Origin of the sequence: Bacillus sp. FSL R5-0712 (genome assembly GCF_038593285.1) — a bacterium.
Lineage (GTDB): Bacteria > Bacillota > Bacilli > Bacillales > Bacillaceae > Bacillus > Bacillus safensis.
The window spans coordinates 2,303,606-2,326,184 of sequence record NZ_CP151981.1 but is presented as its reverse complement, the minus strand read 5'-3'; the positions used below and the strand labels follow the sequence as shown (position 1 = coordinate 2,326,184).

Annotated in this window: 24 protein-coding genes; 23 read left to right on the top strand and 1 reads right to left on the bottom strand. The window is 41.4% G+C overall.

The window, feature by feature from the left end; all coding sequences use genetic code 11:
• Positions 1-23: 23 nt before the first annotated feature.
• The gene (locus tag NSU11_RS11790; RefSeq protein WP_342493589.1) at positions 24-953 is read right to left on the bottom strand and encodes a Na/Pi symporter; all 930 of its coding nucleotides are present in this window, start codon (positions 951-953) and stop codon (positions 24-26) included.
• A gap of 182 nt (positions 954-1,135) precedes the next feature.
• Between NSU11_RS11790 and rpsU the strand changes: the two genes are divergently transcribed.
• From rpsU to cccA, 23 genes are all read left to right on the top strand, one after another.
• A complete protein-coding gene (gene rpsU, locus NSU11_RS11785) occupies positions 1,136-1,309 on the top strand; it encodes a 30S ribosomal protein S21 (protein ID WP_003152957.1) in 174 nt (57 codons plus the stop codon).
• Positions 1,310-1,323: 14 nt separating this feature from the next.
• Positions 1,324-1,773, top strand: coding sequence for a GatB/YqeY domain-containing protein (locus NSU11_RS11780; RefSeq protein ID WP_041086254.1), 450 nt, complete (start codon positions 1,324-1,326; stop codon positions 1,771-1,773).
• 141 nt (positions 1,774-1,914) lie between these two features.
• Entirely contained in the window at positions 1,915-3,228 is a 1,314-nt protein-coding gene (locus NSU11_RS11775) for a nodulation protein NfeD (RefSeq protein WP_342493588.1), read from the top strand.
• A gap of 27 nt (positions 3,229-3,255) precedes the next feature.
• Positions 3,256-4,248, top strand: coding sequence for a flotillin-like protein FloA (gene floA / locus NSU11_RS11770; protein ID WP_024423026.1), 993 nt, complete (start codon positions 3,256-3,258; stop codon positions 4,246-4,248).
• Between the two features lie 31 nt (positions 4,249-4,279).
• Positions 4,280-4,777, top strand: coding sequence for a hypothetical protein (locus tag NSU11_RS11765; RefSeq protein ID WP_342493587.1), 498 nt, complete (start codon positions 4,280-4,282; stop codon positions 4,775-4,777).
• A gap of 205 nt (positions 4,778-4,982) precedes the next feature.
• Positions 4,983-5,264, top strand: a complete 282-nt coding sequence (yqfC, locus tag NSU11_RS11760) for a sporulation protein YqfC (RefSeq protein WP_012010618.1) — start codon at positions 4,983-4,985, stop codon at positions 5,262-5,264.
• Positions 5,265-5,282: 18 nt separating this feature from the next.
• Positions 5,283-6,473: a sporulation protein YqfD gene (gene yqfD, locus NSU11_RS11755; RefSeq protein WP_041118008.1), complete on the top strand. Its 1,191-nt coding sequence runs from the start codon at positions 5,283-5,285 to the stop codon at positions 6,471-6,473.
• Positions 6,474-6,476: 3 nt separating this feature from the next.
• Entirely contained in the window at positions 6,477-7,436 is a 960-nt protein-coding gene (locus NSU11_RS11750) for a PhoH family protein (protein WP_268427965.1), read from the top strand.
• A 138-nt stretch (positions 7,437-7,574) separates the two neighbouring features.
• A complete protein-coding gene (locus NSU11_RS11745; protein ID WP_342493906.1) occupies positions 7,575-9,662 on the top strand; it encodes an HD family phosphohydrolase in 2,088 nt (695 codons plus the stop codon).
• Complete coding sequence (ybeY, locus tag NSU11_RS11740; protein ID WP_048238915.1) at positions 9,663-10,142, top strand: rRNA maturation RNase YbeY; 480 nt, start codon at positions 9,663-9,665, stop codon at positions 10,140-10,142. It begins immediately after the preceding gene.
• Positions 10,120-10,506, top strand: coding sequence for a diacylglycerol kinase family protein (locus NSU11_RS11735; protein ID WP_048238914.1), 387 nt, complete (start codon positions 10,120-10,122; stop codon positions 10,504-10,506). Before ybeY ends, NSU11_RS11735 begins: the two co-directional genes overlap by 23 nt.
• 113 nt (positions 10,507-10,619) lie before the next feature.
• Positions 10,620-11,018: a cytidine deaminase gene (locus NSU11_RS11730; RefSeq protein ID WP_008356263.1), complete on the top strand. Its 399-nt coding sequence runs from the start codon at positions 10,620-10,622 to the stop codon at positions 11,016-11,018.
• The gene (gene era / locus NSU11_RS11725) at positions 11,011-11,916 is read left to right on the top strand and encodes a GTPase Era (RefSeq protein ID WP_007501305.1); all 906 of its coding nucleotides are present in this window, start codon (positions 11,011-11,013) and stop codon (positions 11,914-11,916) included. Before NSU11_RS11730 ends, era begins: the two co-directional genes overlap by 8 nt.
• 148 nt (positions 11,917-12,064) lie before the next feature.
• Positions 12,065-12,208: a YqzL family protein gene (locus NSU11_RS11720; RefSeq protein ID WP_003217288.1), complete on the top strand. Its 144-nt coding sequence runs from the start codon at positions 12,065-12,067 to the stop codon at positions 12,206-12,208.
• 35 nt (positions 12,209-12,243) lie between these two features.
• Complete coding sequence (gene recO, locus NSU11_RS11715; RefSeq protein ID WP_342493586.1) at positions 12,244-13,014, top strand: DNA repair protein RecO; 771 nt, start codon at positions 12,244-12,246, stop codon at positions 13,012-13,014.
• 329 nt (positions 13,015-13,343) lie between these two features.
• The gene (glyQ, locus tag NSU11_RS11710; protein WP_012010611.1) at positions 13,344-14,231 is read left to right on the top strand and encodes a glycine--tRNA ligase subunit alpha; all 888 of its coding nucleotides are present in this window, start codon (positions 13,344-13,346) and stop codon (positions 14,229-14,231) included.
• Positions 14,224-16,269 carry a glycine--tRNA ligase subunit beta gene (gene glyS, locus NSU11_RS11705; protein WP_342493585.1) on the top strand — a complete coding sequence of 682 codons (2,046 nt, stop codon included), beginning with the start codon at positions 14,224-14,226 and terminating at the stop codon, positions 16,267-16,269. The genes glyQ and glyS overlap by 8 nt, the downstream gene beginning before the upstream one ends.
• Positions 16,270-16,436: 167 nt before the next feature.
• Positions 16,437-17,075, top strand: a complete 639-nt coding sequence (locus tag NSU11_RS11700) for a helix-turn-helix transcriptional regulator (protein WP_024423017.1) — start codon at positions 16,437-16,439, stop codon at positions 17,073-17,075.
• Between the two features lie 25 nt (positions 17,076-17,100).
• Positions 17,101-17,922 carry a pyruvate, water dikinase regulatory protein gene (locus NSU11_RS11695; protein ID WP_008342399.1) on the top strand — a complete coding sequence of 274 codons (822 nt, stop codon included), beginning with the start codon at positions 17,101-17,103 and terminating at the stop codon, positions 17,920-17,922.
• 261 nt (positions 17,923-18,183) lie between these two features.
• Complete coding sequence (locus NSU11_RS11690; protein WP_024423016.1) at positions 18,184-18,684, top strand: YaiI/YqxD family protein; 501 nt, start codon at positions 18,184-18,186, stop codon at positions 18,682-18,684.
• Between the two features lie 33 nt (positions 18,685-18,717).
• A complete protein-coding gene (gene dnaG / locus NSU11_RS11685) occupies positions 18,718-20,547 on the top strand; it encodes a DNA primase (protein WP_024423015.1) in 1,830 nt (609 codons plus the stop codon).
• Positions 20,548-20,753: 206 nt separating this feature from the next.
• The gene (rpoD, locus tag NSU11_RS11680) at positions 20,754-21,875 is read left to right on the top strand and encodes an RNA polymerase sigma factor RpoD (protein WP_008342392.1); all 1,122 of its coding nucleotides are present in this window, start codon (positions 20,754-20,756) and stop codon (positions 21,873-21,875) included.
• 301 nt (positions 21,876-22,176) lie between these two features.
• Complete coding sequence (gene cccA, locus NSU11_RS11675) at positions 22,177-22,536, top strand: cytochrome c550 (protein ID WP_024423014.1); 360 nt, start codon at positions 22,177-22,179, stop codon at positions 22,534-22,536.
• Positions 22,537-22,579 lie beyond the last annotated feature (43 nt).

Sequence of the window (22,579 nt, the reverse complement as noted above, 5' to 3'; positions counted from 1 at the left end):
CCAACAGGGCAAGCCGGTTTCTTTTATTTTGTCTGATTCGGCATGAGACACAAGATCAATGCGTGAAAAGGGCGTATGAATGGGAAGAAGAGGAGAGAGCTTGCCACATTAAACAGCAGGCTGAAATGTGCAATCTGCTGGGCGGGTGAGCTTGCGAGAAGGGCGACAACCTCTGTGATCAGGGCGAGAAACGGGAGGCATAAAAGAACCCCGAGCACATTAAACACGACGTGTGCATAAGCCGTTTGACGTGCTGCGTATCCGCCAGATATCGCAGCCATCACAGCTGTAATACATGTCCCAATATTGGACCCTAACACAAAGCTGATGCCTTCCTGAAGTGCCACAGTTCCCTCATTCATAAATCCCATTAAAATGCCGATACAGACCGAGCTCGAATGAACAATCGCTGTGAAAATGGTACCCGAAAGCAGCGCTGTCCAGTCTGAATGCTGCATCATTTCAAGAAAACGCAATGTCTCGGGCTGGCTTGTCATCATCCCTGCAATTTTCGAAAAGCCTTGTATGCAAAAAAAGATCATCCCGAGCCCAAATAAACTTTTTCCTGCATGTCTAAAAGATGTCCTGCCAAAAAGGATGCATACAAGACCGGCTATGATCAAAACCCACATGAACACGTCCATTTTAATGGCGATAAATTCTGTCGTAAACGTGGAGCCGATATTGGTTCCAAGAATCATTGGGATCGATTTTTTAAAAGAGAGAATGCCAGTACTGACAAAGCCGATGACGATGACCATAAATGCCGAACTGCTTTGTAGAACCCCTGTAAACACAATGCTGACCAAGAATGCTTTGACCGGGTGATCTGTAAAGAGAAGAAGTGATTTCTCAATTCGAGACGATGCAAGCGCCATTAATCCTTTTCTCAGCAAACCCATTGACCATAAAAAAATGAAAATAAGTGCACAAAAATAAATGATCGTCATCATAGAAAAGTCCTCCTCTTACCAATGAATATATGGACTTGTCTACCTGCTCATGACGAAAATATATTTCCAAATCACTTAGTTGACCTCACACAAGGCTTATATTATAATGTCTAGGTACATGTTTTGCATGTATATCTTTTTTTAATGCAGTCGATTGGTGTATTCGGAGGGAGGGAAAGAGAATGTCAAAAACGGTCGTTAGAAAAAACGAATCGCTTGAAGATGCTCTTCGTCGCTTTAAACGCAGTGTATCCAAAACTGGAACATTGCAAGAAGCAAGAAAGCGTGAATTTTATGAAAAGCCTAGCGTAAAGCGCAAGAAAAAGTCTGAAGCTGCTAGAAAACGTAAATTCTAAAGAGGGTGGATTTTATGAGTCTTCTTGAGCAATTAAATTCTGATATGAAGCTTATGATGAAAAACCGTGAGAAAGACAAGCTTGTTGTCATTCGTATGGTAAAGGCTTCGCTGCAAAATGAAGCAATCAAGCTTAAGAAAGACAGTTTGACCGGCGATGAGGAACTAACCGTCCTTTCCCGCGAGATTAAGCAACGTAAAGACTCCCTCCATGAATTTTCGAAAGCTAATCGCTTAGATTTAGTAGATAAAGTTCAAAAAGAGATTGACATATTAGACGTTTATTTACCTGAACAGCTTTCTGAAGAAGAACTGCAAACGATCGTGAAAGAAACGATCGCTGAAACAGGTGCTTCCTCGAAGGCTGACATGGGTAAAGTCATGAGCGCTATTATGCCAAAAGTAAAAGGTAAAGCTGATGGAGCTGTCATTAACAGACTTGTCAGCGAGCAGCTGTCTCAATAAAAAAGTATCCTTCTATTGTTAGAAGGGTACTTTTTTTATGCCCTCATGATTCTGTCATATAAAAATGAAACCTATGATACATTTGTAACGTATGTAAAGGAACAGTAAAATGGAAGAAAGAGAGGAGGGATCACCAAATAGATGAAAAAAATAAAAATTTCTATTGCTCTCTTCAGTTGTTTTATAATATGCTTGTTATTAGGGGTTCAATTGACCGCGAAATCAGCAGATCAGAAAGTTCATGTTATCCCAATTGAAGATACAGTAGAAAAAGGACTTTCTAAATTCATTGAACGATCGTTTGAGCAGGCAAAGTCGGAGCGGGCGAAGCATATTATTCTCGACATCAATACACCGGGTGGTGCAGTCGATGCAGCGCTTGAGATCGCAGATACCATTCGTGCTTCCGATATCCCAGTGACAGCGTTTGTCAATCATAGAGCGCTTTCAGCCGGGGCCTTCATCGCGCTAAATGCCGATCAGATTTATATGACCCCGAATGGAAAGATGGGGGCTGCTGCGATCATTGATGGAGAGGGCAATGCTGCCGATCAAAAATCTGAATCTCTATGGCTTGCTGAAATGAGTGATGCTGCCGAAAAACAGGGGCGTGATCCAAAGTATGCTCTTGCCATGGCGGATATAGATATAGACGCAAAAGAAGCTGGTGCACCAAAAGGAGAATTGCTCACCTTCAACACAGACCGGGCGCTGCAATTCGGTTATGCAGAAGGAGAAGCAAAAAATATGGATGACTTGCTTCAGAAGCTGAAATTACAGGACGCTTCTGTTCAATACGATGAAGTGAGCTTTGCTGAAAAGGTTGCGCGTTTTCTTACGCACCCAATTGTCGTTCCAATCCTTTTATCCATTGCAAGCTTAGGGTTAATTGTTGAGCTTTATTCTCCTGGCTTTGGAGTCCCGGGCACGATGGGAGTGACAGCGCTTCTTCTATTCTTTTATGGTCATCTCGTGGCAGGTTTTGCAGGATATGAGACGTTGTTCCTGTTTTTAGCAGGGATTGCACTCATCATTCTGGAATTGTTTTTGCCAGGGGGAATCGTAGGTGTCATTGGACTGATCTGTGTCGTTGTCAGCTTATTTTTAGCAGCTGGAAGCTTTACAGAAATGGCGATTTCCATCTTGATTGCCACTGCTGTTTCAATCATAGCAGTTATTTTATTGACAAAGGTGTTGGGGAAACGTATGAAATTCTTTAAAAAGTTCATTTTAACCGATTCAACCAATAAGGAAAGCGGTTATGTCTCAAATGAAACAAGAGAAGATCTTGTTGGACAAATCGCAGTGACAGCCACTGCTCTTCGTCCATCTGGTACGATCGTATTCGGAGATGAGCGAATTGATGTTGTGTCAGAAGGTGCATTTATCGATAAAGATGAACAAGTAAAAATTGTGAAAGCGGAAGGCTCACGCATTGTCGTGAGGAAAGTATAGATATACTGATTTTAGAGGAGGAATAAAATGGATCCATCTACTTTACTATTATTTGTGATTATCGCAGCAGGTTTGATTGTTCTATCGATCTTTTTCACCTTTGTACCGGTGATGCTGTGGATTTCTGCCCTAGCGGCTGGCGTAAAAGTGAGCATTTTTACACTTGTAGGAATGAGACTGCGCCGAGTGATTCCAAACCGAGTGGTCAATCCGCTCATCAAAGCACATAAAGCAGGTCTTGATGTGACGATTAACCAGCTGGAGAGCCACTATCTTGCAGGTGGTAACGTGGACCGAGTTGTGAACGCATTAATTGCAGCTCAACGCGCGAATATCGAATTGAACTTTGCCCGCTGTGCAGCCATCGACCTAGCAGGCCGTGACGTACTTGAAGCAGTTCAAATGAGTGTAAACCCTAAAGTCATTGAAACACCATTTATCTCTGGTGTTGCGATGGACGGGATTGAAGTCAAAGCAAAAGCACGTATTACAGTTCGTGCAAACATCGACCGACTTGTCGGTGGTGCAGGGGAAGAAACAATTATTGCCCGTGTAGGTGAAGGGATTGTCTCTACAATCGGTTCATCCGATAATCATAAAAAGGTTCTTGAGAATCCTGATATGATTTCTCAAACGGTTCTTGGGAAAGGATTAGATTCAGGTACTGCGTTTGAAATTCTCTCGATTGATATCGCAGATGTTGATATCGGTAAGAACATCGGGGCAATTCTGCAAACAGACCAAGCAGAAGCAGACAAAAACATTGCACAGGCGAAAGCAGAAGAACGCCGCGCAATGGCTGTTGCACAAGAACAAGAGATGCGTGCGAAAGTTGAAGAAATGCGCGCGAAAGTCGTTGAAGCAGAGGCTGAGGTACCACTTGCAATGGCTGAAGCATTACGTGAAGGCAATATTGGTGTCATGGACTACATGAACATTAAAAATATCGATGCTGATACGGATATGAGAGATTCATTTGGTAAAATGACAAAAGGTCCATCTGATAATGAAAACAAATAAGCATCCTCTCACGCTTTAAGGAGGGAGCCCATTGGACATTCTATTTGAAAATCCGCTACTAATTGCGATTATCATCGGTATCATCTCTGCCGTCTTTGGGAAAATCGGCAAACAAGAGGAGAACGAAGAGCAGAATCAGCAAAAGAAGCCCGCTCCTCAGCGTAAGCCGGTGCCCCAAAAGCAAACAAGGCAAACAAGTCCAGATCCAGTCGTGACGGATCAGCTGGACGATTTCGGTGATGTACATGATCATGGCGGGATGAAGAAAAAAACTTCTCAGTCCTTACAAGATCGCTATACGGCTACACTTGCTGAAATGGAAGAAAGAAAAAACGAGCTGAATAAAGAGTTCCAATCGCTTGAAAGAGAGCTGACAAGGCCAAAGGCTATATCTGCTGAAGTGAGGCCAAAAATCATTGAGAAACTCAACCAAGATACAATTGTTCAAGGAATGATCCTTGGAGAAGTATTTGGAGAGCCGCGCGCGAAAAAGCCGCACAGAACAATGAAACGGCCATATAAAAGATAAAGAAGAAAGTCCCCTTCAAAAAAAGGGGGCTTTTTTTTGCCTGATGACGATTTTTCATAAAGAAAATGCTGAAACGGCTGTTTTACGGGATTCATTAGCATGATATGACCCCCTGAGGAATAGGATGATATAGAGGCTTTCTCATCAGTCTCACCATCTTTCAGTTTGATCTCATACACATGAGGTGGGAAGGGGTTCTTATTGAATGGGAAAAAGAAAAAATCGACTTAAAGCATGGCTGACAAGAACACTTGAAATCCCTCCAGACGTGATGATGGATCTTCCCCGTATTACGATGGTTGGCAGACTCCACATTTACATAGAGAACCATAAAGGGCTTTTGCTTTTCAGTGATCAAGAAGTAAGGCTGATGCTCAAGCAAGGACAGTGCATTATTTCAGGGAAAGATTTTGTGATTAAAACGATTTTGCCAGAAGAGATTTTATTGGAAGGGAAAATCGATGAGGTCCGTTATATTGATTCTTGACTGACGGAGGGGAGAAGCGTGAAGAATAAATGGTTCGCCTATTTTATTGGCAGAGTGGAAGTGGAGATCAAAGGAAACGGCATTGAGCGGCTCATCAATGAGTGCACGAGGCAGGGGATCACAATGTTTCAAGTGAGCCGCCGTCAAGACAGCGTGCGCTTATTTATTCGCTTATCAGATGTACATGCCTTTAGAAAAGTACGCAGACATCATGATGTGACATGTTCATTTCATCAAAAGAAGGGCTTTCCGTTTCTACTTCTTTGGTCAAGGAAGAATATCGGATTTACCCTTGGGATTGTATGTTTTCTAGTAACGATATTGGCGCTTTCAAACATGGTATGGAAAATTGATATTAAAGGAGCCAACCCAGAAACTGAACATCAAATGAGAAAGCATTTAGACGACATTGGGGTGCAAAAAGGCCGTTTTCAGTTTCTAATGGGAACACCTGAAAAAATTCAAAAATCCCTCACAACCAATATTCAAAGCATCACATGGGTCGGCGTTGAACTAAACGGCACAACCTTTCAAATGAAAGTTGTGGAAAAGAATGAACCTGAAAAAGAAAAATACACGAGTCCGCAGCATATCGTCGCCAAGAAAAAGGCTGTCATCACGAGAATGTATGTAGAAAAAGGGGAGCCGCTCGCCGCGGTTGATGAACATGTAAAGAAAGGACAGATGCTTGTCTCTGGACTCATTGGCAGCGAAGATCAGCAAAAAACGGTAGGAGCCAAAGCAAAAATCTATGGTGAAACGTGGTATCGGTCTGAAGTTTCTGTCCCTCTTCGAACATCTTTTGACGTCTTTACGGGTAAAATGAAGACAAAGCACAAGCTCTCAGCATTTGGAGGCTCACTGCCATTTTGGGGCTTTTCTTTTAAAAAAGATGATTTTAAGCAGCCAAAAACAGAAACAGAAGTTCATCCGCTTCATTTCTTAAACATGCAGCTCCCATTCTCTTATGAAAAGGAAATTACACGTGAAAGTGAGAAAATAAATCGAGAATACACAAATAAAGAAGCGGTTCAAGCAGGGATTAAAATGGGTAAAAAAGAATTAGAAGAGAAGCTAGGTCAAACAGGAGAGGTGAAAAGTGAAAAAGTTTTGCACGAGACAACAGGGAATGGTAAAGTTAAGTTAATCATCCTTTACCAAGTAATAGAAGATATTGTTCAACCAACACCTATTGTTCAGGGAGACTAGAGAATGACAGAACATTTACTTGAGATTCAACAAAAATTGGATAGCCCAAACGAAGCGATTGCTTTATTTGGCAATCAAGATGCTTATCTGAAACTAATGGAAAACGAGCTGAACGTCTCCATTATTACCCGTGGAGAAAAAGTGTATGTTTCTGGTGAGGAAGCATCTAGAGAAACAGTAAGCCGTTTGATCACATCTCTTTTACATCTCATCCGTAAAGGAATTGAGATATCTGAACGGGATGTCGTCTATGCCATTAAAATGGCGCAAAAAGACAAGCTGAATTATTTTGAAAATATGTATGAAGATGAAATTACGAAAAATGCCAAAGGAAAGTCGATCAGGGTGAAAACAATCGGCCAGCGGGAATATGCTGCGGCGATGAAAAAAGATGACCTGGTCTTTGGAATTGGACCTGCTGGTACAGGGAAGACGTATTTGGCAGTCGTCAATGCGGTCCATTCACTGAAAAATGGACATGTGAAACGAATTATTCTGACAAGACCAGCTGTTGAAGCAGGAGAGAGTCTTGGCTTTTTACCAGGCGATCTAAAGGAAAAAGTAGATCCTTATTTAAGACCACTATATGATGCCTTGCATGATGTGCTTGGCAGTGATCATACGGAACGATTAATCGAGCGCGGCGTGATTGAAATAGCGCCCCTTGCCTATATGAGAGGCCGGACGCTTGATGATGCATTTGTTATTTTAGATGAAGCGCAGAATACAACGCCTGCTCAAATGAAAATGTTTTTGACGAGACTTGGGTTTGGCTCTAAAATGGTCATTACAGGAGATATTACACAGATTGATCTGCCAAAGGGCATGCAGTCAGGTCTTGCGGCTGCAAAGGACATGCTTGCAGAGATCAAGGGCATCTCATTTATTGAATTAGACCAGACAGATGTGGTCAGACACCCGCTTGTGGCGAAGATCATTGGCGCATACGAAAAGCAAAAATGAACTGAGTGACCCGATCATCTTCATCGGGTCATTTTGTTTCGATCGTGGTTTAAAGTAAAAAAGGAGGTACTTTCCTTGAGAAAGAATCAAAAAGGCAGTAAGCGCAAAAGACTGCTGTCTAAAAAAGAACCTCAGAAAATGGAGCGCTCACGTTATTTAAATGTTTTGCTGTACGCTGCTTTAGCAGCCATTTTATTCGTGGTGCTCTTCTTCCATGTAAAGCCTGAATCGCTCGACTTAGATTTATTTTCAGTGAGCGAACAGACCATCTATTCTCCGTCAACCGTTGATGATCAAGAAGCGACAGAAGAAAAGAAACAAGAAGCAACAGATCAAGTAGAAGATCAATATACGCTCAAAAAAGCGTATTCTGATAATCGCGTAGACCTTATCTCATCCCTCTTTGAAGCCATTAAAGAAGAGAAGAAAGCAGCTGATGATAAAGAGAATGCGCCATCAGATCAAGAAATGGTCAAGCGTGTCAAAGAAAAGCTCACAACAGATATGCAGGAGGCTGTTTCAGATCAATCCATCAAAGCGCTGCTTCAGGCAAGTGATGAAAATCTCTCTTTTACTAAGGATTCCATCATCACAGTGGTGAATTCACTGATGAGTAAAGAAATCACAGCAGCGAAATTACAAGATGAGAAAAAACAAGTCAAAACAGAGCTTGAAAACAATTCGATTCCATCAAAATACTTAAATGCAGCGAAAGAAATCGGTGAATTTGCGATCATCCCAAACTATGTGTTTGACCCAGTGGCAACTGAGAAGAAAAGACAGGAAGCAGCTGACAATATTCAGCCAGTGCAAATTAAGCAAGGGCAAATCTTAGTTGAAGAAGGAGAGCTCATCGACCGGGAAGTTTATCGCAAATTAGAACTCACGGGTCTATTAAACAGCTCAAATTTATTTAAGCCTGTCAGTGGTCTTTTCATATTAATTGGTCTTTTCTTAGCAGCGATTATTCATTCCCTTGAATCGAGGAAAAAATCGCTTGTCCATAAGAATAAATCGTTACTGCTCTACTCGCTTATTTTCACGATTATTTTAATTATCATGGAAGTGTTCAGTCTCTTCCAGGAAACGAAATATACAACGATAGGCTATGTTGTGCCAGTGGCACTTGGGACGATGCTGATCAAACTGCTCATAAATGAGCGGTTAGCGATCTTCTCCGGTCTTGTATTTGCTCTTTGCGGCAGTATGATGTTTAATCAAGGAGTAACCGGCGTCTTTAACTATGTGATCTGCGCTTATTATCTGATGAGCGGGATGGCTGGTATTTTATTTTTAAGAAAACATAATGCAAGATCAAAAATATTGCAGGCCGGACTTTTGGTGGCTTTGGTGAATGTACTTGTGGTTTTATCCATTACACTGATCCAAAACTCTTCACCATCAGGTCTTGAAATCGGTGTGAACCTCATGATGGCAATTGTGTCAGGGTTTGCATCATCTATCTTGGTCATTGGGTTAATGCCTGTTTTTGAGAGCATGTTTGGCATTCTTTCAACAATGAAACTGATTGAATTATCCAACCCAAATCATCCGCTGCTCAAAAAGATTTTAACCGAGACACCAGGTACATATCATCATAGTGTCATGGTGGCGAATTTAGCGGATGCTGCATGTGAAGCAGTCGGCGCAAACGGTCTTTTAGCAAGGGTCGGCGCTTATTATCATGACATTGGGAAAACGAAAAGACCGCAATACTTTATCGAAAACCAAATGAACATTGATAATCCGCATGACAAGCTTTCTCCTCAGCTGAGTAAAAATATTATTATTGCCCATACGACAGATGGGGCTGATATGCTGAGAGAAAAGAAGTTTCCTGAAGAGCTTGTCGACATTGCAGAACAGCATCACGGGAAGTCACTTTTAAAGTTTTTTTACTATAAGGCAAAAGAGCGTGATGATCAGGTGACAGAAGAAGAATTTCGTTACCCTGGTCCAAAGCCGCAATCAAAAGAAGCAGCGATTATTTCTGTGGCTGACAGCGTTGAAGCGGCGGTTCGTTCCATGCATAATCCAAATCCAGAGCGGATTGAAAAGCTTGTCAAAGGCATTATTTCAGATAAAATGCAGGACGGGCAATTTAGTGAATGTGACCTGACATTTAAAGAATTAAATATTATCAGCCAAACAATTTGTACAACATTAAAGGGGATTTTCCATTCTCGGATTGAATATCCAGATGCCCCGAAGCAGAAGGTGAAGTAAATGACATTGTTAATCGATTTAATAGATGAAACAGGACAAGTATCAAAAGAGCAGCTTGAAGAAGTGGAAAAGCTTCTTCAGTTTGCTGCAGACGAACTTGAGGTCAAGGATCAAGCGGAAGTATCAGTGACGATTGTTTCGAATGAAGAGATTCATCAAATCAATAAAGAATACCGCGGAAAAGACGCGCCAACAGATGTGATCTCCTTTGCACTTGAGGAAGAAGGAGAAGGGGAGATTGAAATCATTGGAGCGGAGGATATCCCGCCTGTACTTGGTGACATTATCATTAGTGTGGATCGAACGAAAGAGCAGGCGGAGGAATATGGACATTCCTTTATGAGAGAGCTTGGATTCTTAACGATTCACGGCTTCCTCCATTTGCTCGGGTATGATCATATGACAGAGGAAGATGAAAAAGAAATGTTCGCCAAACAGACAAAAATCTTGGATGATTATGGCCTTTCGAGATCATCGTAAGAAAAGAAGGCCGCTCGCCCGTTTTTTTCGGAGTTTTTACTATGCATTTAGAGGAATATGGCGAACTTTCTTGAATGAACGGAATTTTCGATTTCACACAGTCGCAGCCATCATCGTGGTGATCTGCGGCTTTTGGTTCCGCATTGAACCATTTGAATGGCTGATCGTTCTTCTTCTATGCGGGGGGATGTTTGCGCTTGAACTTGTCAATACAGCCATTGAACATACAGTGGATCTGATGACAGAAGAAAGGCACCCGCTTGCAGAGAGAGCGAAGGACGCTGCGGCAGGCGCTGTTTGCGTTTACGCCGCGATTTCGGTTATGATTGGATTGATCATCTTCTTACCGAAGATCATGCAATAGAACAATATTACTATTTATTAACATTTTTAGAAATGGGCGTGAAAATGTCACGTGAATTATGTAAAATATAAATGTGACAGTGGTACCATTTCTTCTGAAAGTGGGAACTAGGAATGAACAAACAAGAGTTGATTTCAGAAGCAATCAAAGCAAGAGATTTTGCATATGTACCCTATTCTAAATTCAAAGTCGGTGCAGCATTACTGTCGAATGATGGAAAAGTGTATGGCGGCTGCAACATTGAAAATGCAGCATATGGTATGTGTAATTGTGCGGAAAGAACAGCACTTTTTAAAGCCTATTCAGAAGGCATTACATCTTTTCAAATGTTAGCAGTGGTGGCTGATACAGACCGGCCTGTTTCGCCGTGCGGCGCATGCAGACAGGTCATTTCAGAGCTATGTGCACCTGACATGCCAGTGATTCTAACGAACTTAAAAGGACATATATACGAAACAACAGTAAACGAACTATTGCCAGGCGCATTTTCACCGGAGGATTTAAATGACTAACGAAAGCTTCAAATCAGGATTTGTATCAATTATTGGAAGACCAAATGTAGGGAAATCAACCTTTCTTAATCGTGTCATTGGACAAAAAATCGCCATCATGAGTGATAAGCCCCAAACGACGCGAAACAAAGTGCAAGGTGTACTGACAACAAACACATCACAAACGATCTTTATCGATACACCGGGGATTCATAAACCTAAGCATAAGCTTGGTGATTTTATGATGAGGGTGGCTCAAAATACACTGAAGGAAGTCGACCTGATCTTGTTTATGATCAACGCACAGGAAGGCTATGGCAAAGGTGATGAATTCATCATTGAACGACTAAAGCAAACATCTACACCGGTGTTCCTAGTCGTGAATAAAATTGACCAAATTCATCCAGATGAACTGTTCCTTTTAATTGATGAATACCGCACGCGTTATCCATTCAAGGAAATTGTGCCAATTTCAGCGCTTGAAGGAAACAACATTGACACGCTTCTTCAGCAGATTGAAGGTTATCTTCCAGAGGGCCCTCAATTTTATCCGGCAGATCAAGTAACAGATCATCCAGAACGGTTTATTATTTCTGAATTAATTCGTGAAAAAGTGCTGCATTTAACGAGAGAAGAGATTCCGCACAGTATTGCGGTTGCGATTGAATCGATTAAGCCAGATGAAAATGGCAAGATCCATGTTGCGGCAACCATTGTCGTAGAACGTGATTCGCAAAAAGGGATCGTCATTGGTAAACGAGGCAGCTTGTTAAAAGAAGTGGGACAAAAAGCGCGCAGAGATATTGAAGCACTTCTAGGCTCAAAAGTGTATTTAGAGCTTTGGGTCAAAGTTCAGAAGGACTGGCGTAATAAATCCACTCACCTGCGTGACTTCGGATTTAGAGAAGACGAATATTAAAAAAACGCTGCATTTGTCAGCAAATCTGACAATGGTGCGGTTCGATTAGTAAAAATTGTTTATCATGAAATGGAGGTAGCCTGGTCAAGATAAAATTAATATGTTGGATGTAGCGTTGCTGCTTCTAATAAAGAAAGGTGGGGTTTTTATGTTGAATTTTACATGGAACGTATTTTCACAAACAGGAAGCGTTGACACGTATCTGCTTTTCAAAGAGTTAGAAAAGGAGAACCTGGAAAGACCCGATGTACTTGAAGAAGAAATAGCACGATTTGATTTTCCAATCTTATAATTCTTGACCCCCTCCAGAGCTCGGAGTGTAGACAAATGCTCATTAAAAGTGAAGGAATCGTCCTTAGAACAACAGATTATGGCGAAACAAACAAAATTGTCACGCTGCTCACTAGAGAACATGGAAAAATTGGCGTGATGGCAAGAGGCGCTAAAAAATCAAACAGCCGCCTGTCAGCTATAAGCCAGCCGTTTTTATACGGCACCTTTCTCATCCAATCATCAACAGGACTTGGAACGCTCCAGCAAGGCGAAATGATTGAAAGTATGCGGACCATTCGGGAAGACTTATTTCTGACCGCATATGCCGCATATATGACGGAATTACTTGATAAAGGGACAGAAGAAAAAAAGCCAAACCCTTATTTGTTTGAGCTTCTGCTTCAATCTCTGCGTCATCTCAATGAAGGCACAGATGCTGATATTATTTTATTTATCGTAGAGGTCAAAATGTTATCAGTGATGGGAATGAAGCCTGAACTGGATCAATGTGTCCACTGTGGTCAAAAAGAAGGGCAGTTCCATTTCTCGATAAGAGATAACGGATTCATTTGCCAAAATTGTTTTTCGAAAGATCCATATAAACTGCCCTTATCCACCGCAGCTGCAAGGCTGCTCCGTTTGTTTCATTATTTTGATTTATCAAGGCTTGGTCAGGTTGATGTGAAACAGCAGACGAAACAAGAAATTCGTCAAGTGCTTGATCACTACTATGACGAATATTCCGGCCTCTATTTAAAATCAAAAAAATTCATGAATCAGATGGAATCCATGAAAAAGCTAATGGGTGACGAAAACAAAAGTTGACATCTCCCATGACTTTTTGTAAGATCATCTAAGATAAAATATGTTGCATTGACAGAAAGAAGTACTTACGTAAAATCCATAAAAGCGACCTTAGGGCGGTGTGAGCTAAGGATGGAGGCGTAACGAAAGGCATTCTTGAGCAACGTAAAACAAAGCGGCTGGGTGCTACGACACCAGCAAATAGGGTGGAACCGCGGGAAAAAACTCTCGTCCCTATGTTTGCAAGAACCTTGCGAGCATAGAGACGGGAGTTTTTGTGTTCTCTTACAAGGTTCTAATCCCACCCGCCATACATAGCGGTTGGTCTAGAAAAGATGGAGGTGCGATCATTGAATATTCAAGACATGATTTTGACGCTGCAAAAGCATTGGTCAAATGAAGGGTGCGTATTAATGCAGGCGTATGACACAGAAAAAGGTGCCGGAACGATGAGTCCATACACGTTCCTCAGAAGCATCGGCCCAGAGCCGTGGAAGGTAGCATATGTAGAGCCTTCAAGACGCCCGGCTGATGGCAGATATGGAGAAAACCCAAATAGATTGTATCAGCATCACCAATTTCAAGTGATTATTAAGCCATCACCTGACAATATTCAAGAGCTATATCTTGAATCATTGAAGGCACTTGGCATTGACCCGCTGAAACATGATATTCGTTTTGTGGAAGACAACTGGGAAAATCCATCTCTTGGCTGTGCAGGACTTGGCTGGGAAGTATGGCTTGATGGGATGGAAATTACGCAGTTCACGTATTTCCAACAAGTCGGCGGCTTAGAATGTAAGCCCGTTTCTGTTGAAATCACATACGGTATTGAACGTCTTGCTTCTTACATCCAGGACAAAGAAAATGTCTTCGATCTTGAATGGACAGACGGATTTACGGTCAGAGATTTATTCTTAATGGCTGAATACGAGCACTCTGTTTATACATTTGAAACATCTAATACTGACATGCTGTTCGAGCTATTTACAACCTATGAGAAAGAAGCACATAGCCAAATGGACAAAGGGCTTGTTCACCCGGCATACGACTATGTCCTCAAATGCTCTCATACGTTTAACCTGCTCGATGCAAAGGGTGCTATTTCTGTGACAGAACGAACTGGCTATATCGGAAGAGTGCGTCAGTTAGCAAGAAAAGTAGCCAAAACCTATTATGAAGAACGCGAAAAACTGGGATTCCCTATGCTAAAAGAGGAGGCGGCTTCTCATGAATAAACAAGATGTATTACTTGAAATCGGCTTAGAAGAGATGCCGGCTCGTTTTATGCCAGAGAGCACAAAGCAGCTAGGTGAAAAAGTAAAAGCATGGTTTGAAACGCAAAATATTTCATTTGAGGAGACTGCTTTATTTAATTCACCTAGACGTCTTGCTGTACTTGTGAAAGGTGTCGCAGAAAAACAAGAAGACATCAAAGAAGAAGCAAAAGGGCCGGCTAAAAAAATTGCCCAAGATGCTGAAGGCAATTGGACAAAAGCAGCTGAAGGCTTTGCCAGAGGACAAGGTGCTTCAACAGATGATCTCTATTTCAAAGAGATCAAAGGAGTGGATTATGTCCATGTCCAAAAGTTTCAAGAAGGAAAGCAAGTCAAAGACCTTCTGCCAGCGTTAGGTGAAATCGCTGCTACATTAAGCTTTCCAAAGAACATGAGATGGGGAAGCGAGGATTTACGCTATATCCGTCCGATTAAATGGATTGTTTGTTTATTTGGAAAAGAGATTGTACCTGTTGAAATTGCTGGGGTGAAAAGCGGCCGTGAGACTAGAGGACACCGTTTCCTTGGAACGACAGCCAGCATTGACACACCTGCTTCCTATGAACAAACATTGCGCGATCAATTTGTGATTGCAGACTCAGAGAAAAGAAAACAATTCATTACTGAACAGCTAGATGCGCTATCTAAAGAAAAAGGCTGGGTCATTCCTGTTGATCCTGAACTTTTAGAAGAAGTGAACGACCTTGTAGAATATCCAACTGTGCTGTCTGGTTCCTTTGAAGAAGAGTTTCTTGCATTGCCGGAAGAAGTATTGGTGACGACAATGAAAGAGCATCAGCGCTACTTCCCTGTGAAAAATGAGCAAGGGGAATTATTACCGCACTTTATTACAGTCAGAAATGGAAACAGTGAGGCGCTGGAAAATGTCGCAAGAGGGAACGAAAAAGTACTTCGTGCGCGTTTATCAGATGCTGCATTCTTCTATAAAGAAGACGAAAAACTAGTGATTGAAGACAATATTAAAAAGCTTGATAAAGTGGTATTCCATGAGAAACTTGGAACAATCGGCGACAAGCTGAAGAGAGTGACAGACATTGCAACTCGTCTAGCGGCGCATGTCGGAGCAGATGACGAAACCACTAAACGTGTGGCGAGAGCAGCAAGTATTTCGAAGTTTGACCTTGTGACTCAAATGGTCTATGAATTCCCAGAATTACAAGGAATCATGGGTGAGAAATATGCAAGAGCTCTTGGTGAACATGAAGAAGTAGCAAGAAGCATCAACGAGCACTATATGCCGCGCTTTGCTGGTGACGAGGCGCCATCCACTTTGATTGGTGCGATTGTGGCAGTAGCAGATAAGCTTGATTCTATTTGTTCATTCTTCTCAATTGATGTGATCCCAACGGGTTCTCAAGACCCTTATGGACTTAGAAGACAAGCGAGCGGTATCGTTCAAATCCTGCTCGACCGTCATTGGAATATTTCATTTAAAGAGCTGTTAGCCCTTGCTCAAGTAAAGGCAGAACATGAAGCTGCTCTGATTGAATTTTTAACGCATCGTTTAAAATATGTTCTTCAAGCAGAGCATATCCGCCATGATGTTGTTGATGCAGTGCTGGATGTTGAAAATATTGAGCCATATGCAGTCGTCAAAAAAGCAGCTGTTCTTGAAGAGAGTGTGAAACAAGAAAGCTTCAAAGAAACGGCTGAAGCATTGGGTCGCGTCATTTCAATCAGTAAAAAAGGGGAAGACGCAGAGATTCAGCCTGAACTGTTTGAAAATGAACATGAGCAAAAGCTGTTTGAGGCGTATAAGCAAGTAGAGAAAGCTGTAAAGGAACATGTAGCAGCAGGACAATACAGCTTGGCACTAGAGGCGCTGGATACGTTAAAAACACCGATTGTTCATTATTTCGATCATACAATGGTTCATGCGGATGATGAGAAACTGAAGCGAAATCGTTTGGCACAAATGGTCAAACTAGCCAAAGTCATTCAATCATTTGCGAATATGAACAATTTAATTGTAAAATAAATACCTAAGAACGGTTGTCTTTTCCGAAGGGCAATCGTTTTTTACTCATTTAATTCACGGTTTTTGAGTGGATTTTTGTTTCATTCGGACAAAGATGCGCTATAATATGATGAGTTATGAAAATGATATACATAATATAAAGATTTCGCTCTCTCTATTTAAAGGTGGTGAGTACAATCGAGTTAAATAAACGGCAAGAGCAGATTTTACAGATTGTCAAAGAGAATGGTCCGATCACTGGAGAGCATATCGCCGATCGGCTGAACTTAACAAGGGCGACCCTCAGACCGGATTTAGCCATTTTAACAATGTCAGGCTTTTTAGAAGCAAGACCAAGGGTCGGCTACTTTTTCACAGGAAAAACAGGCACGCAGCTTCTCGCAGATAAGCTGAAAAAACTTCAAGTGAAAGACTTTCAATCCATTCCAGTGGTGATACATGAGAATGTTTCGGTTTATGATGCGATTTGTACGATGTTTTTAGAGGATGTGGGCACATTATTCGTTGTGGACGATCACTCTATTTTAACAGGCGTGTTATCAAGAAAAGACCTCCTTCGTGCAAGTATAGGGAAACAGGAGCTTCCATCTATCCCTGTCCATATTATTATGACAAGAATGCCGAACATCACCGTTTGCCGCAAGGAAGATTTCATTATGGATGTGGCGAAGCACTTGATTGAAAAGCAAATAGATGCACTTCCTGTGATAAAAGATACGGATAAAGGTTTTGAAGTGGTCGGAAGAATTACGAAAACAAACATGACGAAAATACTTGTCAGCTTATCGGAGAACGAAATAATCTAATGACAGAAGACTGCGAGGGGATGTTATGAGTAATCGCGTAATTTTTGTGGTATCAGATTCAGTTGGAGAAACGGCAGAGCTCGTGGTCAAAGCGGCACTTAGCCAATTTGATGGCGGCTCATCAGACCATTCAAATATTAGAAGAATCCCGTATGTAGAGGATGTTGGTACGATTAAAGAAGTCATTTCACTGGCGAAAGCAGATAATGGGATCGTCTGCTTTACTCTTGTTGTGCCAGAAATGCGCCAATTCTTAATCGAGGAAGCAGAAGCAAACGGTGTCGTTTATTATGACATCATCGGTCCGCTCATTGATAAAATGGAGACGGCATATGGAAATGAAGCGAAACATGAGCCGGGTCGTGTACGTCAATTAGATGAGGACTATTTTAAAAAGGTAGAAGCCATTGAGTTCGCTGTGAAATACGATGACGGCAGAGACCCTAGAGGTATTCTAAAGGCTGATATTGTACTCATTGGTGTATCACGCACGTCTAAGACACCATTATCTCAATATTTGGCACATAAACGGCTGAAGGTAGCGAACGTTCCAATTGTACCTGAAGTTGATCCGCCAGAAGAGTTATTTTCAGTTGATCCGAAGAAATGTATCGGTTTGAAAATTAGTCCAGACAAACTAAATCATATTCGCAAAGAGCGTTTAAAATCTCTTGGTTTAAATGATCGCGCTATTTATGCGAACATTGAGCGGATTAAAGAGGAACTAGAGTATTTTGAAAAAGTGGTTGACCGCATTAACTGTCAAGTCGTTGATGTATCGAATAAAGCAGTTGAGGAAACGGCAAATGTCATTCATCAAATGCTGACCAAAAGAGGTTCCGAATAAACTCAGGATGCTCCTCCTGGGTTTTTCCTATGGCGGGAAACGGGTAAACAAAAACAATGGCATATTTGCTGCATTTGTATTATAATAAAAAATTGTGATAAAATGATTGATTTTAGGTTTAAGTTAAGTCAAGAACGAATAAACTAATATTGGCAGAAGTCAAGTGATTCTGAACATAACTTTTCGACAAAATGAGTTTTACTGTTGATTGCTTTATAGGGGAAAAGTATGGTCTTTTTGCTTCTCTAAAGCAGGAATAAGGTGGAGGGATGGAGAATTAGTCACCTGAATGAACGTAAAAAAGAGAGGACGATTTATGTCGATGCAGATGCTTGTCCTGTAAAAGACGAAATCCTTTCTGTCGCATCTCAATTTCAAGTACCAGTGACGTTCATTGCTTCATATGAGCATTTTCAAACCAAAAGATCTCCACTTGAAGATTGGCGGTTTGTAGATACACATAAGGAAGCAGCGGATTTAGTCATTGCAAACTCAGCTGCCGCACATGATATTGTCGTCACCCAAGATATTGGTCTTGCCTCCTTACTGCTTCCGAGACAGGTGATTGTTCTGTCTGAAAGAGGACGAATGTACACAAACGAAACAATTGATTTTGATTTGGAACGCAGGCATGTTTCCAGCAAACAGCGAAGAAAAGGTGTATACGGAAAAGGTCCCAAAAAGCTTTTAGAAGAGGATAAGAAGCGATTTATGGCGCAACTACAAAAAATCCTGTCGAATCATGAAGGATTTTTAAATTAAAAGGCGAATAATGTACGACGGAGTGTTATTAGGATGAGCAAACGTATACCAGATGAACTTTTGGAGCAGATCCAAAAAAACGCAGACATTGTCGAAGTGATTGGAGAATACGTACAGCTTAGAAAGCAAGGTCGAAATTACTTCGGTCTTTGTCCATTCCATGGTGAAAATACTCCTTCATTCTCTGTTTCAGCAGATAAGCAAATCTTCCATTGTTTTGGCTGTGGTGCAGGAGGCAATGTGTTTTCGTTCCTCAGACAAATGGAAGGCTACTCATTTATTGAAGCCGTTTCACATGTGGCTGATAAGTACCATATTGATCTGCCTGATCAGGTGGCGAATGCTCAGATGAGTTCCTCTCAGCAAGAGGACACTGCAGATCATAAAATGATTGAGGCCCATGAGCTTCTTAAGAAATTTTACCACCATTTGCTGGTAAATACAAAGGAAGGTCAAAACGCACTCGATTATTTACGGTCCAGAGGCTTTACGGATGAAACAATTGCCAAGTTTGAGATCGGGTATGCTCTTGATTCTTGGGATTTCGTGACCAAGTTTTTAGAAAAACGAGGATTTGATCCTGTGATGATGGAGAAGGCTGGTCTTTTGATTCAACGTGAAAACGGCACAGGCTTTTTTGACCGCTTTAGAGATCGTGTCATGTTTCCCATTCATGATCATCATGGAACGGTCATCGCTTTTTCCGGAAGATCGCTTGGTGATCAGCAGCCTAAATATATGAATAGTCCTGAAACGCCGCTTTTTCATAAAAGTAAGCTGCTTTATCACTTTCATGACGCACGTATGCATATTCGCAAACGCGAACGGGCGGTTCTTTTTGAAGGATTTGCAGACGTCATCTCAGCTGTTACATCAGGTGTCGGTGAAAGTGTTGCAACAATGGGTACGTCTCTTACAGAAGAGCACGTAAAGCTTCTCAGGCGGAACGTAGAAGAGATCATCCTTTGCTATGACTCTGATACGGCCGGATACGAAGCGACCATGAAAGCATCAGATTTGCTTGGAAAAAGAGGATGTAAAGTTCGCGTTGCCATGATACCAGATGGACTTGATCCAGATGATTACATTCGTAAATATGGCGGCGAGAAATTTAGGAATGACATCATAGATGCAAGTGTGACATTAATGACGTTTAAGATGAATTTTTTCCGAAGAGGAAAAAACTTATCAGACGAAGGAGACCGTCTTACTTATATGAAGCAGGTTCTCCGAGAAATCAGCCGGTTAAACGGCTCTTTGGAGCAAGAGATTTACATGAAACAGCTTGCTGGGGAGTTTTCGATCTCACTTGATTCATTAAAAGAACAACTGGAGCTGTTTGAAAAACAGCAGCGGCAAGAAACCAAAAGCACGCAGGAAGAAAACGGGCTTGAAAAACGGCGTGCACATCTGTCAACACAAGTGAGAAGAAAGCGTCTGCGGCCGGCATATGAAAATGCAGAGCGAATGCTGCTTGCTCATATGTTAAAAAGCGATGACGTGATCCGCAAAGTACTTGACAGAATCGGGATTGAATTTAATATAGATTCGCACAGGGCGCTGGCAACGTACATTTATGCCTTGTATGAAGAAGGCAAAGAACCAACGCCGCAGCACCTGATGAACCGGATAGAAGATGATGTCATGAATCAGCTGTTGACGGATATATTGATGATTCAAGTCGGAGACGAACTAAGTGAAGCTGAATTAAGTGATTATGTAAAAAAAGTGTTGAATCATCGGAATTTGTCAATGATAAAGGAAAAAGAACTAGAACGTGCAGAAGCGGAGAGGCAAAAAGATTTCTTCAAAGCGGCAACACTTGCAAAAGAAATTATTCAGTTGAACCGTTCGCTGAAGTAATACGTCTATTATTAATGACAGGACTTACGGCTGGCAATGAATCCTTTACGGGAGGAGCATAAGACCGCAAGCATCTTGCCTTCATCATTATTTATTTTATTTCCTATTTGCTTCGTCATCTGTTTGATAGAGAGAGAAAAGCAGGGCGGAAGTAAATCGCAAGTTACTTTAGAATTCGTTGCAAGCTTTGGAAGGAGGGATCCATAATGGCTGATAAACAAGCCCACGAAACCGAAACTGAATTAACCTTTGAACAGGTGAGAGATAAGCTCACTGAAACGGGTAAAAAACGGGGCGTTTTAACATACGAAGAAATTGCAGAGCGTATGTCTAGCTTTGAAATTGAATCAGACCAAATGGATGAATACTATGAATACTTAGGCGAACAGGGTGTAGAGCTCATTAGTGAAAACGAAGAGACAGAAGACCCAAATGTTCAGCAGCTGGCTAAAGCAGAAGAAGAATTTGACCTGAATGATTTAAGCGTACCACCAGGTGTCAAAATTAATGATCCTGTTCGTATGTACTTAAAAGAAATCGGACGCGTCAATTTGTTATCTGCTAAAGAAGAAATTACGTATGCTCAAAAGATCGAAGAGGGCGATGAGGAATCAAAAAGAAGATTAGCGGAAGCGAACCTTCGTCTCGTTGTCAGCATTGCGAAACGCTATGTCGGTCGTGGTATGCTGTTCCTTGACTTGATTCAAGAAGGAAACATGGGTCTGATGAAGGCGGTTGAGAAGTTTGATTACCGCAAAGGATATAAATTCTCAACATATGCGACTTGGTGGATTAGACAGGCGATCACACGTGCGATTGCCGATCAGGCGAGAACAATCCGGATCCCGGTTCATATGGTGGAAACGATTAATAAATTGATCCGTGTTCAAAGACAGCTTCTGCAAGACCTAGGCAGAGAACCAACGCCTGAGGAAATTGCTGAAGACATGGATTTAACTCCAGAAAAGGTAAGAGAGATTCTTAAAATTGCGCAAGAGCCTGTATCTTTAGAAACACCTATTGGTGAAGAAGATGACTCGCATCTTGGTGATTTTATCGAAGACCAAGAGGCGACATCTCCATCTGACCACGCTGCGTACGAACTCTTAAAAGAGCAGCTTGAAGATGTATTAGACACGCTGACGGACCGTGAAGAAAATGTGCTAAGACTACGTTTCGGACTAGACGACGGAAGAACTCGCACGTTAGAAGAGGTTGGAAAGGTGTTCGGCGTAACAAGAGAGCGTATCAGACAAATTGAAGCGAAAGCTCTTCGTAAATTAAGACACCCAAGCAGAAGTAAACGATTAAAAGACTTCTTAGAGTAGAAACCGGACGGATCTTGAAAGAGATCCGTTCTTTCTTATCAAAAATGAAAACGCTTTTTTCAATCTGATTATATTTTACTGAATAACAAATGAATTTGCAACGTTCTTAGAAAAAAGATGTATAAAAAATACATCTAAATGTGCTGAAGACTTCATTTCTCATCTAGAATCATTTTTGTCTAATCTGTGAACTTGACCAAAGTTTTGTATCATAATTCGTTTACTTTTTGTAAAATTAAAGTAGAATTAGAATTGTTTGCATAGTCTCAAAGGGGTTTTCACAAAGGGGAGGATGAAAGAAATGAAACGGAATCCACTTATACCATTTTTATTGATTGCCATTTTAGGTATTGGACTCACTTTTTTCTTATCAATGAAGGGGCTGAAAGATGAAGAAAAAATTGCCTCTGGGGGCAAAGAGCAAAAGCAAGAAGAGACAGCAAATGCAACGCCGGAAGAATTGTATAAGCAGAACTGCATAAGCTGTCACGGGGAAAACTATGAAGGCGGCGCAGGTCCTGCATTAAAAGGTGTTGGAGACAAGCTTGAAGTAGCTGACATCAAGAAGAAAATTCAAGAAGGCGGCAACGGGATGCCAGGCGGGCTGATTCCAAATGAAAAGCTCGATGAAATGGCGGAATGGGTGTCTAAAATTAAATAATCTTACACAAAAAGCTCTTTTTCAAAAGAAGAGCTTTTTTCAT

What these genes read in the sequence shown, in the direction of transcription:
- NSU11_RS11790 (WP_342493589.1), bottom strand. Translation starts at nt 953, where the DNA reads ATGATGACGATCATTTATTTTTGTGCACTTATTTTCATTTTTTTATGG.
- rpsU (WP_003152957.1), top strand. Translation starts at nt 1,136, where the DNA reads ATGTCAAAAACGGTCGTTAGAAAAAACGAATCGCTTGAAGATGCTCTT.
- NSU11_RS11780 (WP_041086254.1), top strand. Translation starts at nt 1,324, where the DNA reads ATGAGTCTTCTTGAGCAATTAAATTCTGATATGAAGCTTATGATGAAA.
- NSU11_RS11775 (WP_342493588.1), top strand. Translation starts at nt 1,915, where the DNA reads ATGAAAAAAATAAAAATTTCTATTGCTCTCTTCAGTTGTTTTATAATA.
- floA (WP_024423026.1), top strand. Translation starts at nt 3,256, where the DNA reads ATGGATCCATCTACTTTACTATTATTTGTGATTATCGCAGCAGGTTTG.
- yqfC (WP_012010618.1), top strand. Translation starts at nt 4,983, where the DNA reads ATGGGAAAAAGAAAAAATCGACTTAAAGCATGGCTGACAAGAACACTT.
- NSU11_RS11750 (WP_268427965.1), top strand. Translation starts at nt 6,477, where the DNA reads ATGACAGAACATTTACTTGAGATTCAACAAAAATTGGATAGCCCAAAC.
- NSU11_RS11745 (WP_342493906.1), top strand. Translation starts at nt 7,575, where the DNA reads ATGGAGCGCTCACGTTATTTAAATGTTTTGCTGTACGCTGCTTTAGCA.
- ybeY (WP_048238915.1), top strand. Translation starts at nt 9,663, where the DNA reads ATGACATTGTTAATCGATTTAATAGATGAAACAGGACAAGTATCAAAA.
- NSU11_RS11735 (WP_048238914.1), top strand. Translation starts at nt 10,120, where the DNA reads ATGGCCTTTCGAGATCATCGTAAGAAAAGAAGGCCGCTCGCCCGTTTT.
- NSU11_RS11730 (WP_008356263.1), top strand. Translation starts at nt 10,620, where the DNA reads ATGAACAAACAAGAGTTGATTTCAGAAGCAATCAAAGCAAGAGATTTT.
- era (WP_007501305.1), top strand. Translation starts at nt 11,011, where the DNA reads ATGACTAACGAAAGCTTCAAATCAGGATTTGTATCAATTATTGGAAGA.
- NSU11_RS11720 (WP_003217288.1), top strand. Translation starts at nt 12,065, where the DNA reads ATGTTGAATTTTACATGGAACGTATTTTCACAAACAGGAAGCGTTGAC.
- recO (WP_342493586.1), top strand. Translation starts at nt 12,244, where the DNA reads ATGCTCATTAAAAGTGAAGGAATCGTCCTTAGAACAACAGATTATGGC.
- glyS (WP_342493585.1), top strand. Translation starts at nt 14,224, where the DNA reads ATGAATAAACAAGATGTATTACTTGAAATCGGCTTAGAAGAGATGCCG.
- NSU11_RS11695 (WP_008342399.1), top strand. Translation starts at nt 17,101, where the DNA reads ATGAGTAATCGCGTAATTTTTGTGGTATCAGATTCAGTTGGAGAAACG.
- dnaG (WP_024423015.1), top strand. Translation starts at nt 18,718, where the DNA reads ATGAGCAAACGTATACCAGATGAACTTTTGGAGCAGATCCAAAAAAAC.
- rpoD (WP_008342392.1), top strand. Translation starts at nt 20,754, where the DNA reads ATGGCTGATAAACAAGCCCACGAAACCGAAACTGAATTAACCTTTGAA.
- cccA (WP_024423014.1), top strand. Translation starts at nt 22,177, where the DNA reads ATGAAACGGAATCCACTTATACCATTTTTATTGATTGCCATTTTAGGT.